Source organism: Xenococcus sp. PCC 7305, assembly GCF_000332055.1.
In the GTDB taxonomy this organism is placed as follows: Bacteria; Cyanobacteriota; Cyanobacteriia; order Cyanobacteriales; family Xenococcaceae; genus Xenococcus.
In genome coordinates, this window is sequence record NZ_ALVZ01000138.1 from 13,151 (window position 1) to 27,653 (window position 14,503).

Below are 14,503 nucleotides of genomic sequence, written 5' to 3' on the forward strand. Positions count from 1 at the left end.
TATTAGAATTCATTTTAATTCTTAGTCTGTTCCCAGCGAGATCGTATTTTTTTATGAATTCAGTTACTCCAAGAAGAGCTATCGTCACTATTTGTTCTGGCAATTACTTTCCTTATGCCAGAATTTTGCTGACTTCATTGCAAAAGTATCATCCAGAAGCATCCTTATTTTTGTGTTTGGCAGATAAGTTACAACCTGATGGAGAATTAGGTATCCCAGGAGTTGAAGTAATTCCCGCGGCGGATTTGGCAGTTACCAATTTTCCTGATTTTGCTTTTCGCTACGACATCATGGAGTTTAACACGGCTGTTAAACCCTTTGTCATGCAGGATTTAATTGAAAATCGTGGCTTTGAAGAGGTAGTCTATCTCGATCCTGATATAGAATTATTTGCCCCGATGAATCCTGTATTTGATGCTTTTGCTGAGGGTGCGGATTTTGTGATCACACCGCATATCACCGAACCTGCGGAGTTTGGTGAATTTCCCGATGATATTGGGATTATGAAAGCTGGAATTTATAATCTAGGTTTTATTGCGGTTAATAATAGCCCCGATGGCATTAGTTTTCTCCATTGGTGGGGCAGAAGGTTACGGTTTCAATGTGTCAACAAACAGAGTGAAGGAATTTTTGTTGATCAGAAATTTGTCGATTTGTTGCCCTCTTTTCATGACAATGTAGCAATTGTTCGCGATCGCAGTTTAAATGTCGCTTATTGGAATTTAGACCAAAGAGAATTAACTAAAACTGATGATGGCTGGTTAATTAATGGTCAGCCCTTACGATTTTTTCATTTCAGTGGGATCAGTACCAAAGCTCCCCAGCAACTTTCTAAGCATACTGCTCGCTTTCGGGAGAATTTATCCCCAGCGCTCCAGGAAATTATTCTCCATTACATCGCGAAGTTAAAACATTTTGGCTTTGGTTGCACAGCCAATCCTGAATATGGTTATGCCAGATTTGACAATGGTGTTGCGATCGCAGATATCATGCGTCGTTGTTATCGTGACACTGAAGATCTATTTCTGGAAAATCCGTTTGCCAGTTTTGCTGATTATCTCAATCAACCCAGCGCTGAATGTTTTTCGGATACTCCTTGGTTAATCACCAATTTAATGTACTACTTCTGGCGAGAGCGAGAAGATTTACAGCAAGCATTTAATCTCAGTCAACCTGATAGTCGTCATAGTTACGGTTTATGGTTTATCCAAAATGCTCCTAGTTGCGGCATTGATGCCTACTTTATTAACCCAGTGCTTGATAATGTAGGTTATTTTTATGCCAATCAAATTAAATTATGTCCCCAGCAATACGGTTCTCGCCAAGCAGATGTCGGGGTAATTGGTTATCTCAAAGCAGAAACCGGGGTTGGTAATGCAGGGAGAATGGTAGCTAGTAGCTTCTGTGATTCACAAGTGGAGATCCAGGGCTACAATGTCACCCTGAATGTGATGGCTCGTCAAGCGGAAACTAAAGTTGATGATATTTTGGCCAGTAAAATTGACTCTCGCGTCGAAATTTATAACGTCAACGCCGATCAACTTGCCTTGGTGAGAAAACATTTGGCAGGAAAAACCAGCGAAAATGCTTATAAAATAAATATGCCCTTTTGGGAATTGAGCAAATTTCCCACAGATTGGGTCAATAACTACCAGGGAATTAATGAAGTTTGGGCTCCTTCGCGTTTTGTCCAGGGTGCGGTGCAAACTGCCATGACTATTCCTGTAATTTGGATGCCTCCTGCGGTGACTCTAGACCAGTTTACCCCTCGCGATCGCAGTTATTTCAAGTTACCAGATCATACTTTCTTATTCCATTTCAATTTTGATTTTTCTTCTTTTGCCACCAGAAAAAATGCGACGGCTGGGATTGAAGCCTATCGTTTAGCTTTTCGCGATCGCCCAAATAACACACCCACAGCCTTAGCTATTAAGACCAGAGGCTACGACCCTGATGGCAAAAATCTCCAGAAGTTAATTGATTTTACTGCTGATGAGCCGGATATTTATATTCTCAATGAAGAGATGGCCTATGATGATGCGATGGCCTTAATGAATTGTTGTGATTGCTATCTCTCTCTCCATAGATCCGAGGGCTTTGGTTATACCCCAGCCGAGGCCATGCTACTGGAAAAACCTGTGATTGCTACCGATTATTCAGGCACAAGAGATTTTATTGATTCGACGACAGGCTTTCCGGTAAGTTATCGTTTAATATCGGTAAAGGAGAATGAATATCCTTTCTGGGAATCACAAACCTGGGCCGATCCCAATCTCGATCACGCAGCTTGGTTAATGCGCAAGATGGTTTCAGATCCCACTCATACCAAGCAAGTATCCCTTGCAGGAAAACACAAAATCTTAAATGAATATTCCCCCAAATATATTGGACAATTATACAAACAACGACTACAACAAATTGGCATTATCTAATCATTGAACATTTAGCTTCAATTTTTCCCATCTCCGTGCGATAACAAGAGCGATATAAAGCTAGTAGACGTGGGCAGAAATAAAACAACCATGCCAAACAGCTCGAAAGCTTGATATTAAAAACTTTTGACTTTTGACCGAGAGGGGTGCCGAGGTTTCCTCGGCTTACCCAATCGAGGTGTTGACTTTTGACTTTTGACTTTCGCACCGCGGGACGAGCACTTTAGTTCAAGCAGTTTTTAATTAAATATATATGTTTATTTCCTACGCTCAGAATTTTGAAGACGTGATGCTTAATCGGGTTTTTGCCGATAAAAAAGATGGTTACTATATAGATGTGGGAGCGCAACATCCCCTTTATGATTCAGTAACCAAAGCATTTTATGATCGTGGTTGGCATGGGATTAATCTTGAGCCAATCAAGGAATACTATGAACTACTAAACAATGACAGAGTAAGAGATCTAAATCTAAACCTAGCAGTTGGAGAAACCGCCTCAGAATTAGATTTTTTTGAATTAGAAGGTACAGGATTATCAACCTTTGATCAAGAAACAGCAGAAAGATTAGCCCAAGAAGGCAATTATAAAATTAATACTTATCAAGTGCCTGTAGTAAAACTGGCTGATGTCTTCCATCAGCATCTTAGTCGCCAGATTGATTTTCTGAAAATAGATGTTGAAGGTTGGGAAGAAAAGGTCATTTTAGGGAATGACTGGGCGCATTTTCGGCCGACGATAATTCTCTTAGAAGCGACACTTCCTAATTCTCCTACTAGAGCAGAAACTCAGATCAATGACATCTTAAAAGGTCAAGACTATCAAAAAGTATATTTTGATGGGTTGAACGATTATTATTTAGCGAATGAAAGCAGTGAATTAAAAAGGCATTTCGAAACACCACCCAATGTCTTTGATAAGTTTATTTCTTATCATTTGAGTACGGCTCGCTCCCATACCAAAAATCTTGAGGAAGTTATCAAGTCGAGAGAAGAAGAAAATGCTAGCAGTAAGCAACAATTAGCAGATAAAGAACAAGAGCTTAGTCAAGTTCATCAACTATTAACTGACAAAGAACAAAAGCTGATGGAATCTCACCAAATATTGTCAGATAGAGAGCAAGAACTTGGCAAAATTAATCAGTATTTAGGCAACAAAGAACAAGAGCTTATTGAAACTTGTCAACAATTAGAAAGTAAGTCACAAGAGCTTATTGAAACTTACCAAACCTTAGAAAGTAAATCACAACAATTGACAACAAGTGAACGCAATAGCCATATCTTTAACAACAGACTGAAAGATGAAAAATTTGAGATTACTAGACTAAGGAAAATATTAACTCAATTACAAAATACAGAACACCAAGCTAGTGGCAATTTAAATCAAAGAATTAGTCAATTACAAACTCAACTAGCCGCAACAGAGCAACAATTAGCTCAAGCCCGTGAATTAATTGCAGCTATGAAAACTAGTAAGTTTTGGAAAATGCGCTCTGCTTGGTTTAAAGTAAAAAATGTTTTACGAATTAAGTCTACTGATTAACGTAAGTTCGATGAGTACAAAATTTACTAGTTCTGAGTAAGGATTTAGGGATTTAGGGATTTGGGGATTTAGGAAAAAGCCTATTACTTCGTTGTTCAACTTGGGAAATTTAATCAACAAAAAATTCGTCGAACTGACGTTGATTAACTGTTGACAATTAACTAATTAGATAAGAAGGCTAATTCCTTGAAAGATTAGGTTGCTGTCGATCGCGATTTGGTCTTGGCTTCGTAGATATGAGGCTAAAAATTCTCTATCCCCACCTGTGATAATAATTGCTGAATGAGGATAGGTTGCTTGCCAATCATCAATAAAACTCTGAACTCCTGAGATAACAGAATAGATGACCCCACTGGCGATCGCGCCTGGGGTATTATTTGCCCAGCGAGTTGGTAAGCTTTGGGGTAAGGTTATTTCTGGTAATGCCGCAGTTGCCTTATACAATGATTGGAGTTGAGTGCGGATACCGGGCAAGATTGCCCCGCCAACTAAACTTTTTTTTTCATCAAGTCCTGTAATAGTTAAGGCTGTACCGCCATCAATGACTAAACAGGGATAGCCATAGGTTTCTCCTGCCCCCCAAACAGCTAAAGCGCGATCAACTCCCAAAGTAGGGTAGAGATTGCTCAGGGGAATATCTTGGAGCGTAATTTGTCGGATATTTTGATACCTTTGCCATAAAGCAGTTTGACTAGAAACTACAGAAGCCATATATATCGGAATATTGTTAGTATCAATTGTGGATAATTGAGCGGTCAAAACTTCTGAAGGTAATTGGTGTTGATTGACAGTCGTAGCTAAATGAGGGCTATCCCAAGCTGTAATTAAAGTATGTTCTTGGAACCAAGCCCAATGCGATCGCGAATTACCAATTACTAATGCTAACCAATTATCCATATTTATAATATTTACATTAAAAACCTAAAATAATATTAATTTATGACAGAATATCAAGAGAGAGAAGCCTTTATCCCTTGTAGTCGCCAAGAAATTATCGATCTTTGTCTCCAGGAAGGCAAATTTAGTAAACAAGAATCATCTCAGTTTCGCGATTTCTGCAATATTTTGATTGCCTATTATCATTTTAAGTTTCATAGTTATCTAGAAAATATTAAAGCTAATTTTGCTCCGTTTAATCCTGATCTAATTCAGGATAAGTATCTTAGTATTTCTCAAGAAACAGCTGCGGAGCAGAAATTAATTGATAATTTTATCGAGGTCTTAGAAAAAGCCAACTATAGATATTTTTCTAAGTCTAGCTTGACCAGAGCCTTTGAAGAAAACTCTTTGTTTGACCTTAAGACGGAAGTTGATTTTAGTGATTTCGATAAAGTACTTTGTTATGCCAGGGGAGATGTTCAGCAAGATATTTTGGTAAAAAAGCTATGGCGCAAGGTCACCAAAAAACTAGATATTTTTGAACAAGTAATTCTCCTAATCAAATTCAAGGATGAAAAATATTTTACAAATAAACTATTAAAGAAAAAGAAGTCGTTAAAGATTGAAGATTTAAAATTTAAACCAGGAAAAGTTTATCTATATCTATATAAAAATATCTCTAAGCCGGATATCGAGTTTATTTTTCCTAATATAAAAATGAGCATGACCTGGAAAGACCGGATAATTTTTGGCGTGCCAGCCATCGGCGCTGGGGTTTCTTTGATTGTTAGGGTATTACCGCAGCTTTTGTTAATTCTTGGGGTGATTATTTATGTCACTTTGGGGCAGCAGCCGATAGAAGAACTACGAGTCAGAGAAGAAGAAGTTAGAAATATTACTCCTTTAATTATCACCGTCTTTTCTTTGGGCATGACTTTAGGCGGATTTGCTTTTAAACAATATACCAGCTACAAAACAAAGCAAATAAAGTTTCAAAAAACTGTAACTGAAACGCTATTTTTTAAAAATATGGCAAGTAATACGGGAGTTTTTCAATATTTAATTGACACGGCAGAGGAAGAAGAATGCAAAGAAATTATTTTAGTCTATTATCATTTATTGACTTCCTCGCAATCACTAACGCCTCGTCAATTGGACGAATTAATTGAAACCTGGATGCAAGAAAAAATAGGGAAAAGAGTTAATTTTGACATTGCCAAGACTTTGCAAAATCTAGAAGCTATTCGGGGAAAATTGGGAACAGAATCAGAATTAATTTCTTTATTATCCTACAACAGCGATCGCTGCTGTCAGGTAATACCGTTAGAGCAGGCCAAACAAATAATTGATAATGTTTGGGACAATGTGTTTCTCTATAATTAATTCTGCTGATGGATTAAAGAAGCACTTAGAGCCAAAGCTTTACATAAAAGCAAGATACAGAGTGTTACTTTGATTCTCTATTGATCCCTAAAATGATAATCACAGAGCAAATAGCAACGATTGGTACCACGCGAAGAAAACCAAAAGTGAAACTATCCCGAATCCAACCAAACTGGAAGCCAAGTAACATAGTCTCTCCGACCAGAATCGAAATGATACAACTGATAGGACTAATATTTTTGCCATACAAAGCAGCAATCACCGTAGGAAACAGAACAGATAAACCCGTAAAGCCCTGAGTTGCTAAGGCCAAGATTGTACTGGGTGGTTTATACGCCAAAATTAAACCAATGATTGCTAAACCTACAATTAGGAATCTCCCGACAAAAGTTTGTTCTGATAAAGAAGCATTTTTACGACAGTAAGGAAGATAAATATCTCTAACTAAAATTGAACTCAGAGCCAGAAGCTGCGAATCCAAAGTTGACATAAAAGCAGACAAAGCCCCAACCATCACCACAGATGAAAGCCAAATCGGAGTATATTCTGTCAACATCAAAGGTAAAATCTGATCTGTTGCCTTACCAACCAAATCAGGGAAAGCAATATGTCCCCAAACCCCAATAATCACAGGACAAATAAATAAAACTATTGTAATAATCGGATAGAGGATCACTGAAACCTTGAGCGATTCGGACGTTTTGGGAGTATAAAACCGCATAAAGATTTGGGGAAACATCGGCAGGGTAAAACTCCACAGACATAAATAGCTAAACCAGATTTTCGGGGTAAAAAAACTATCGGCACCATTACGAGAAAAAAGCTCTGGTTCGATTTGATAAGCAGTCTCGTTGGCCTGGGAAAATCCTCCCAACCCATGAGCGATCGCGAATACGGCAACGAGCATTAGTCCCGACATTAAAATGCCTTGTAAAACATCAGTCAGGGCCACACTCTTCATGCCGCCAATGAATACATAAAAAACGATCGCAAAGGTTAAGATAGTTGCGCCAATAAAATAGGGAATTTGTCCCCCAGTCAATTTTTCGAGTAAATAGCCAGCACCAATCGGTTGCAAAGCCAAATAAGGCAAAGTGAAAATCACCATCACTGCCAAAAAAATCAACTTCAGAGCCCGATTGCCCAAACATTCTTCAATTAATTCTGGTGGGGTGACCAAACTTTTGGCTTTTCCGAGCAACCAAACTCGATAACCAATATAGTAAAAAGTAAGAGCGGCAAATCCTGTGCCAAAGGCCATCATCGGATAATAGCTAATACCTGTGCGATAGCCTGAGCCTGCAAAACCTAAAAAGAAAAAAGCACTAAAATTGGTGGCAATTAGGGTGAAAAATAACACAATAGCGCCCAAATTGCGATTGGCTAAAAAATAATCGTCAACGGTATTTTTACTGCCTCGGTAACCTACAATTCCAATTGCCAAAGTTGACAACAAATAAATTGCGATCGCAATATACGGAATAATAGATTCAATCTTCATCTGGTTTAAAATATGTATAAAAACAATTAATTTCTGGCCCAAAATTGCTTAGTAAACACGAATAACGCCAGAGCTAAAGCAAGTTGCAACCCGACAAAATAAAAGATCCAGTCAGGAAGATATCCCAATCCAATTACAATATCTCGCTGCCAAGCCCAGAAGTCTAGAGCAAGCAAAAACAGTAGTGTAAAACAAAAAAACCAAGAAGAGGAATAACGCAAAATTTTCATGCTATAGCTTTTGAGCTCCGTTTGATATAATAGATAACTTGGCAATGTCTAAAAATTATTTCACAATTAACGTCGGAGGCTGAATTGGAGTCAGAGTCTAAATTTACTTTAAAAATTCTTTGGTTAGATAAAGATGTCGCGATCGCAGTTGATCAGGTAGTAGGAAAAGGAACTAGCCCCCTGACTGCGTATTTTTTCTGGCCTCGTAACGATGCTTGGCAGCAACTGAAAGAGGAACTCGAAGCAAAACATTGGATATCCGAAGAAGATCGCATTGGTGTCCTTAACAAAGCTACAGAAGTTATCAACTTTTGGCAAGAGTATGGCAAGAAGACTACTATGTTACAAGCTCAAACTAAGTTTCCTGACGTAGTTTTCAGCGGAACTAACTAAGAAGTCAGAATTATTTAAATAAAGTTATATTTTTAATCTTTATTTTTCTTAATAAATAGAATCGGTAGGGTAGAAACTATGAATGCATGTTTCCACCCTAATTTTTTGTGAGGATTCCAGGATTATTCTTGGGAGGTGAATAGAATTGGTGGAGATGCAAACTCTTTTTCAATTCATATTCTTACTTTAAATGACCATTATCAACAATTCCAATATTGCTTCCTGGATCAAAGATTCATACTCAATAGAAGATATAGAAAAGCTTTGGCAATTGTTAGAACAAAAGGGGACTTTAAAATTCTCCCCTCTAGATAATGGACTTTTTCCCGCAGCCAAGACTGAAAGCTCGACAGATTACACTGGATATCAAGCTGTATGGGTCAGAGACAATATTCATGTTGCCCATGCTCTCTACTTATGGGGAACTCCTACCGAAAAGAGAACCGCTGTTCGAACAATGCTCTGTTTAGCGGATTTCTTGGTCGAAGAACTTGATGCTTTTAAAAATACAGTAAACGCTGGTCGTGCTCCCCAAAACCAAATGTTGCGACCCCATATTCGTTTTGATGGCAAAACATTGGAGAAAATAGATCAAGAATGGAATCATGCCCAAAATGATGCTCTCGGTTACTTTCTCTGGTTTTTCTGTAAGCTAATTGAAGACAAATCCTTGAAACCAAGCTCTCAGGACGGTAAGTTATTAAATCTCTTAGTTTTTTATTTCGAGGCCATAGAATATTGGCAAGACGCAGATAGTGGTCATTGGGAAGAAACGGCCAAGATTGCAGCTTCGAGTATTGGCGTGGTAATTGCGGCTTTGAAAACAATGAGGAAATTGTTAATTGCCGATCGCAATTTTGCCAATACTGTGGGTATTTATCGAGGTAAAACTGTGACTCCAGAGTTATTGAATAATTTAATTGCCAATGGAGAAGCCGCGCTGAGCAAAATTTTACCTTGGGAGTCGGTGCAACCGCATCGTGAGCGCAGGTATGACGCGGCTTTACTTTTCCTTATTTATCCTTTGCAAGTTGTGAGCGATCAACAAGCCAGTGAAATCCTGACCGATGTAGTTGCCAATTTACAAGGTGCCTATGGAATTTCCCGCTATCAAAATGATTCTTTTTGGTGTAGAGATTATCAAGATATCCCGGAAAATATTCGCACGAGCATTGCCACAGAACGAGATGCTTGGCTAAAAGCTCGCGATCGCGAACTGAACCAAGGAGAGGAAGCCCAATGGTGCATTTTTGATCCAATTATTTCGGTGATTTACGGTCTTCAATATCAAAAATCGCCACGATCAAATTTACTAGCTAAGCAAACAGAATATCTAAATCGCTCATTAAGACAAATAACTAGCAAAGATTTTTACTTGGGAGGATTTAAATGCCCTGAACTTTATTATCTGCAAAATGGAAAGTATATTCCTGGTGATGCTACTCCATTGTTATGGACTCAAGCTAATTTATTACTGGCTCTCAAATGGATGCAAAATAGTTTGGTAGGTTAATTAAAAATGCGATCGCAAGTTTTAGATTCGCGATCGCAATGACTCAATGTATCGAGGAATTTGCAATTTTTCCAGCCTATATACTATACTATATATAGTAAACCATACACACCAGCATAGTGAATAAACAAATTTTAACCTTCAAAGAACTAAGAGAAGCTAAGGGTTACACTCAAGAATCATTGGGTCAAGCAGTCGGACTTAGCAGATTGGCGATAGCTAAGTATGAATTGAAGCAAGCAGAACCTAAATTGGGTAATTTTCTCAAAATAGCTCGGATTCTAGAAGTTTCTCTGGCCGAATTGGCTTTGGCTATGGGATATGAGACTGAGGAAGAATCTGTGCAGGTGTGTAAGCCGATTTCTCTGTACACACCTGCACAAAATGGGGTTTTAGAGCGGGAATCTGTGCAGGTGGTTAACGACAATCCAGAATACACACCAGTAAAAAGACGTACCAAAGGAAAGGGCACAGGATTCATAGAAGAAAGACTGGTAAAACGGGGAGATAAGCAATACAAACAATATTGGTTTCATTGGCAAAAATCGGAACCAGGAAAAAGAAGGGTTCTCGCGAGATCTAAATATATTCCGAAAAGATTGGTCGCTAAAATTATCGAGAATAATAACCAAAAATTACCAGTTAGGGAGATTTTAAAGAGTCTAGGGGCAAAAAAGTAGAGCTATTCATTCTCGCGAAAAGCTTGTGCTACAAAAAGAGACAAGTTGAGCTTGCTCTAAGGTTCATTTCTCGAAGTTGACAAATTGTTCAAAAGGCCGGTCAAATCTTCTAGTTGTGCAAAGTCCAATAATGTTTCACCTAAGTTTTCTAATTCTTCTATTTCTAGCATTTTGACCTGATCTTCTATTTCTGGGGTCAATTGCCCTATTTTTCTTTTGAGTTGACGAAGAACTAGCTCGGTTTCCCGTTGTAAACCTTTAGTAGCGTCTAATGATACGCTAGCAATTAGGGGACAAACTTCTTGAGAGTCGTGTTCGGGGTTGGGTTCATTAATCCAGTTTAAGCGATATTCTTCTAGCTCCTGCTTAAATAGACTCATCTTCTTGATTTGAATCTCTAGTTGCTCAATCTTTTTATCCAGTAAATTTTGCACCAAATCACAGGGCTTTTCACCACGATCTCGTACATCGAGAATGGTTTTAATTTCTTCGAGAGTAAAGCCAATAGTCTGAGCTTTCTTGATAAACTCTACTTGCTTATTCGCATTCTGACCGTAATAGCGATAGCCGTTATTTCCTCTAGCTACTGGCTGCAAAAGTCCAAGATCGCTGTAATAGCGTAAAGTCCCTACAGTAAGACCTGTTTGCTTGGCCAACTCACCTATTTTGAAATTTGTCGATTCGTTCATGATTGTTTGGATGTCCTTAAACCATCTCGATCTAATGTAACTCTATAGTTAACTATAGATTCAAGAATGGGTTCAATATTTTACTGATAGATGTCCTGTAATCGAATAATAGAAGTAGGTTCGGCTTCATTGAGCAGTGTTGATTTAACATCCCCTGTAGTAGTAGAGAAAATTAATGCTAATCCCATAACCGCCATGATTGCGTTTTCAGTAAAGCTGACAATACCTAAAGGAGCTTTGGAATTACCGCCTACACAAGCACAGTTGAGAGCTATCTTGTCTATATAAACTGCTTTGATAACCGATATGCCGCCACTGAAGCCAACAAATAAGGAAGTGATACCCGTTGCTAAAGGAGCAACACCAGAGAGAAAACCTAAAGCAATTGCAATTTCGGCGAAAGGGTATACTTTCCCATAGGGTCTAATTTTTTGAGTTATTAGATCGTATTTTTCAAAACTCTTAGCGAATGAGTTGAGATCCATTAACTTGAGAGTAGCTAGTAGGGATAGGGAAAAGCCCATAAACCCAGTTAGCCCCATCGCAGTAGCTAAAGCCATTAACCCCGCGCTCGAAAATACTGCAATCACAGGAGTATAGGAATATTCTGCTCCTTCCACTTCTACATCAAGTTTTTCCGCTAAATCGGTGTATCCGCCAATTCGTTCGTCACCAAAGAATATTTGAGGTGTTGTTTGAACGTTATGCTTAGCTTTAAAAGCTGCGGTTTCTTCTTTGGAAGTTAACTTGTAATCTTCAAATTCAATGCCTTTTTTCTGAAGTAGCTTAACTGCCTTGAGTCCCCAAGGACATTGATGTTCTGAGGTAGACATTCTGTAGAGTTTAACTGTTTCTTTAGTGGCAATGTTGGTCATAATTCATAGCTATTTTCTCTATCTATAATCTAAACTCTCTAGTAAACTGTAGAGTCAAGCAGAATTACTTTGAATCATCAGATTGCCCATCATGCCTAAATCTTCGTGGTCTAGAATATGACAGTGATAAACCGTTTTACCTACAAAATCCTCAAACGGGATACGAATGCGAACAGTTTCTCCTTTTTTCACTAGCACCGTATCTCGCCAAGCTAGTAAAGGTTCCGGTTGACCATTACGGCTAACAACCTGAAAAGCGTTTCCGTGAACATGGAAAGGATGATCCATCACTCCTGTATTAATTAGATCCCAATCTTCTACAGTATTTAACTGGACTTCGGTATCAATGAGATTTTCGCTACTGTAGTATTTACCATTAATGAGAAAAGCCATACCCACTCCAGGACTCATGCCGTGATTGAGTTCAAATCTTCTTACAGTCTGGGGTTCTGGTAACGTAGAGATAGAATTAAGTTTTGTTGGTAAAGCTAAAGAATTAACAGTAGAAGTATAGTTTATTGTCGCTAAAGTTATAGGTTGATCTCGGTTTCTTCTACCCATCATTCCTCCCATCATGCCCATACTACCTCGATCATAGGGTAAATTGAGTAAGTGATACTGTCCTGATTTCTGATTGCCTCTAATTAAAACATCGGCTCTTTGTCCTGGAGTTAGTAGTAATTCATTGACTTCTACAGGCTCGTTTAAACTATTGCCATCGGTAGCTATGCTGTAAAATGAGTGGTCTTTTAAATCTAATCTGTAAAAACGAGAAGGAGAAGCATTAAGAATGCGTAGGCGTAGCAATCCGCCTTGAAACAAATTAATACTTGGATTTAATTGTCCATTTACAGCTATTATTTCTCCTTCTCTGCCCATCATTAAAGACATATGAGCAGAACTAGAAAGATTTCCGTGATCGTCAATGGAAAAGTCCTGTAACACTAAAAACTCTTCTTGGGCTGCTTTAAGTTCTGGCATTTCATCTAACTCACCCCGCACGATAAACAATCCCGCCAAACCACCAAATAGCTGTTCGGCTACTAATCCATGCAAATGGGGATGATACCAAAACGTACCTGAAGGATGATTTTTGGGAATTTGAAATTCGTAGGTTAGTTTTTCTCTTGGTTTGATATGGAGAAAGACGTTATCTGCATTACCTGTAATCGGAATATGTAAGCCGTGATAGTGAATATTAGTAGGTTGTTCGAGGTTATTAGTAAAGTGAATGCGAACTTTATCCCCAGGTTTTGCTTCTAGACGAGGTGCAGGAATTTGTCCGTTGTAAGTAAGTAGAGATGCCTTTCTATTTCCTAAACTAACTAGACTTTCTCTAGCTTCTAAATTCAGTTCTAATAATCCGTTTTGACTTTGATGTAGAGGTGCAGAACTAACTGATGTAGAAGTTACGGGTTGACTAAAAGTCTCACGACGCAACCAATGACTTATCAAAGATGCACCTATACCAGCAGCACCTAATATAATAAACTGACGACGGTTAAATTTAACCATAATTAATTCGGCTAGAGAACCTACAACAATTCAATAAGATTGATATTCCTTAAATACTTCTACTTCCCCTTTATCGTTAAACGCCAAAACTTGAAAGGGTTGCTTGATATCTCTCGCTTCCATTCCTGGTGTACCAATTGGCATTCCAGGTACTGCTAGTCCAACTAAATCTTCTGGTTTTTCGTCCAAGAAACGTTTGATATCATCAACAGGGATATGTCCTTCCATCACGTAGCCGTCGATAATAGTACTGTGACAGGAAACTAGTTCTGCTGGGACATTATACTTTTGCTTGATGGCTTCCATCTCTTCAGTTTTAATGTCTTCAATTTTAAAACCATGCTTTTGGGCATGTTCAACCCAGACACCACAGCAACCACAAGAAGAACTGCGATATACAGTCATTTCCATTACTCCAGAATAGTTTGGTTCGGTTTCTTTGTCCCAAACGCTGACCAAGGTTGCTTGAGAACTAGTTTCATTGGCTATGGCTGAGTTACTTTTGCTGAAGATATTGTTATCTCCTGAAGCTGAGGTGAAGTAGATAGTTCCAGCCGCAGCAGTAGCGAGCAGAATAGAGGCTATAGTTATTTTAGATAGGAGTTTTGACATTACTTAGTTCAACTGATAGCTAATTAGATATGTGCTTCCATCCTAAACTCTCTAGCCTACTAGAGAGTCAACTTGGCTATCAAGTAATCTTATTTTTATCCAGCAATTCCAAATTCAAAAATTAAGAAGTATTTGCAGGGATGAAAGGTTCTGGTTCCGCATCGCCGAGCATAAAGTCGAGGAGATGGTGCCAACTTCGGAATAGTAGATACTTGGACAAAGAGAGGATATCTTGAAAAAAGCCTTTACGAGTGCCTCTTT

Annotated in this window: 13 protein-coding genes; 6 read left to right on the plus strand and 7 right to left on the minus strand. The window is 38.5% G+C overall.

The window, feature by feature from the left end:
• Positions 1-53 precede the first annotated feature (53 nt).
• Both XEN7305_RS07790 and XEN7305_RS26510 read left to right on the plus strand, forming a co-directional pair.
• Positions 54-2,432 carry a glycosyltransferase gene (locus XEN7305_RS07790; protein WP_006508838.1) on the plus strand — a complete coding sequence of 793 codons (2,379 nt, stop codon included), beginning with the start codon at positions 54-56 and terminating at the stop codon, positions 2,430-2,432.
• Between the two features lie 253 nt (positions 2,433-2,685).
• A complete protein-coding gene (locus XEN7305_RS26510) occupies positions 2,686-3,972 on the plus strand; it encodes an FkbM family methyltransferase (protein ID WP_006508839.1) in 1,287 nt (428 codons plus the stop codon).
• Positions 3,973-4,137: 165 nt separating this feature from the next.
• On the opposite strand, the gene XEN7305_RS07800 is transcribed toward XEN7305_RS26510, so the two are convergent.
• A complete protein-coding gene (locus XEN7305_RS07800; RefSeq protein ID WP_006508840.1) occupies positions 4,138-4,869 on the minus strand; it encodes a pantothenate kinase in 732 nt (243 codons plus the stop codon).
• A 42-nt stretch (positions 4,870-4,911) separates the two neighbouring features.
• Between XEN7305_RS07800 and XEN7305_RS07805 the strand changes: the two genes are divergently transcribed.
• Complete coding sequence (locus XEN7305_RS07805; RefSeq protein ID WP_006508841.1) at positions 4,912-6,234, plus strand: TMEM143 family protein; 1,323 nt, start codon at positions 4,912-4,914, stop codon at positions 6,232-6,234.
• A gap of 64 nt (positions 6,235-6,298) precedes the next feature.
• On the opposite strand, the gene XEN7305_RS07810 is transcribed toward XEN7305_RS07805, so the two are convergent.
• Together XEN7305_RS07810 and XEN7305_RS07815 are read right to left on the minus strand one after the other, a co-directional pair.
• The gene (locus tag XEN7305_RS07810; protein ID WP_006508842.1) at positions 6,299-7,735 is read right to left on the minus strand and encodes a sodium:solute symporter family protein; all 1,437 of its coding nucleotides are present in this window, start codon (positions 7,733-7,735) and stop codon (positions 6,299-6,301) included.
• 26 nt (positions 7,736-7,761) lie between these two features.
• On the minus strand, positions 7,762-7,965 hold the full coding sequence (locus tag XEN7305_RS07815) for a hypothetical protein (RefSeq protein WP_040897096.1): 204 nt from the start codon (positions 7,963-7,965) through the stop codon (positions 7,762-7,764).
• A gap of 84 nt (positions 7,966-8,049) precedes the next feature.
• On the opposite strand from XEN7305_RS07815, the gene XEN7305_RS07820 reads away from it, so the two are divergent.
• The 3 genes from XEN7305_RS07820 to XEN7305_RS07830 all read left to right on the plus strand — a co-directional run bounded on the left by XEN7305_RS07820 (position 8,050) and on the right by XEN7305_RS07830 (position 10,551).
• On the plus strand, positions 8,050-8,358 hold the full coding sequence (locus tag XEN7305_RS07820; protein ID WP_006508843.1) for a 30S ribosomal protein PSRP-3: 309 nt from the start codon (positions 8,050-8,052) through the stop codon (positions 8,356-8,358).
• 190 nt (positions 8,359-8,548) lie between these two features.
• Complete coding sequence (locus tag XEN7305_RS07825) at positions 8,549-9,871, plus strand: glycoside hydrolase family 15 protein (protein ID WP_006508844.1); 1,323 nt, start codon at positions 8,549-8,551, stop codon at positions 9,869-9,871.
• A gap of 119 nt (positions 9,872-9,990) precedes the next feature.
• Positions 9,991-10,551 carry a helix-turn-helix domain-containing protein gene (locus XEN7305_RS07830; RefSeq protein WP_006508845.1) on the plus strand — a complete coding sequence of 187 codons (561 nt, stop codon included), beginning with the start codon at positions 9,991-9,993 and terminating at the stop codon, positions 10,549-10,551.
• Between the two features lie 56 nt (positions 10,552-10,607).
• Here XEN7305_RS07830 and XEN7305_RS07835 read toward each other — a convergent pair whose 3' ends face one another.
• The 4 genes from XEN7305_RS07835 to XEN7305_RS07850 form a co-directional block, all read right to left on the minus strand.
• Positions 10,608-11,240, minus strand: coding sequence for a DUF4351 domain-containing protein (locus XEN7305_RS07835; protein WP_006508846.1), 633 nt, complete (start codon positions 11,238-11,240; stop codon positions 10,608-10,610).
• A gap of 80 nt (positions 11,241-11,320) precedes the next feature.
• A complete protein-coding gene (locus XEN7305_RS07840) occupies positions 11,321-12,115 on the minus strand; it encodes a glutaredoxin (RefSeq protein WP_006508847.1) in 795 nt (264 codons plus the stop codon).
• A gap of 54 nt (positions 12,116-12,169) precedes the next feature.
• On the minus strand, positions 12,170-13,630 hold the full coding sequence (locus tag XEN7305_RS07845) for a multicopper oxidase family protein (protein WP_006508848.1): 1,461 nt from the start codon (positions 13,628-13,630) through the stop codon (positions 12,170-12,172).
• Positions 13,631-13,660: 30 nt separating this feature from the next.
• Positions 13,661-14,242: a DUF411 domain-containing protein gene (locus XEN7305_RS07850; RefSeq protein ID WP_006508849.1), complete on the minus strand. Its 582-nt coding sequence runs from the start codon at positions 14,240-14,242 to the stop codon at positions 13,661-13,663.
• Between the last annotated feature and the right edge of the window lie 261 nt (positions 14,243-14,503).

Coding starts and splice junctions, on each gene's coding strand:
- XEN7305_RS07790 (WP_006508838.1), top strand. CDS start 54: ATGAATTCAGTTACTCCAAGAAGAGCTATCGTCACTATTTGTTCTGGC.
- XEN7305_RS26510 (WP_006508839.1), top strand. CDS start 2,686: ATGTTTATTTCCTACGCTCAGAATTTTGAAGACGTGATGCTTAATCGG.
- XEN7305_RS07800 (WP_006508840.1), bottom strand. CDS start 4,869: ATGGATAATTGGTTAGCATTAGTAATTGGTAATTCGCGATCGCATTGG.
- XEN7305_RS07805 (WP_006508841.1), top strand. CDS start 4,912: ATGACAGAATATCAAGAGAGAGAAGCCTTTATCCCTTGTAGTCGCCAA.
- XEN7305_RS07810 (WP_006508842.1), bottom strand. CDS start 7,735: ATGAAGATTGAATCTATTATTCCGTATATTGCGATCGCAATTTATTTG.
- XEN7305_RS07815 (WP_040897096.1), bottom strand. CDS start 7,965: ATGAAAATTTTGCGTTATTCCTCTTCTTGGTTTTTTTGTTTTACACTA.
- XEN7305_RS07825 (WP_006508844.1), top strand. CDS start 8,549: ATGACCATTATCAACAATTCCAATATTGCTTCCTGGATCAAAGATTCA.
- XEN7305_RS07835 (WP_006508846.1), bottom strand. CDS start 11,240: ATGAACGAATCGACAAATTTCAAAATAGGTGAGTTGGCCAAGCAAACA.
- XEN7305_RS07840 (WP_006508847.1), bottom strand. CDS start 12,115: ATGACCAACATTGCCACTAAAGAAACAGTTAAACTCTACAGAATGTCT.
- XEN7305_RS07845 (WP_006508848.1), bottom strand. CDS start 13,630: ATGGTTAAATTTAACCGTCGTCAGTTTATTATATTAGGTGCTGCTGGT.
- XEN7305_RS07850 (WP_006508849.1), bottom strand. CDS start 14,242: ATGTCAAAACTCCTATCTAAAATAACTATAGCCTCTATTCTGCTCGCT.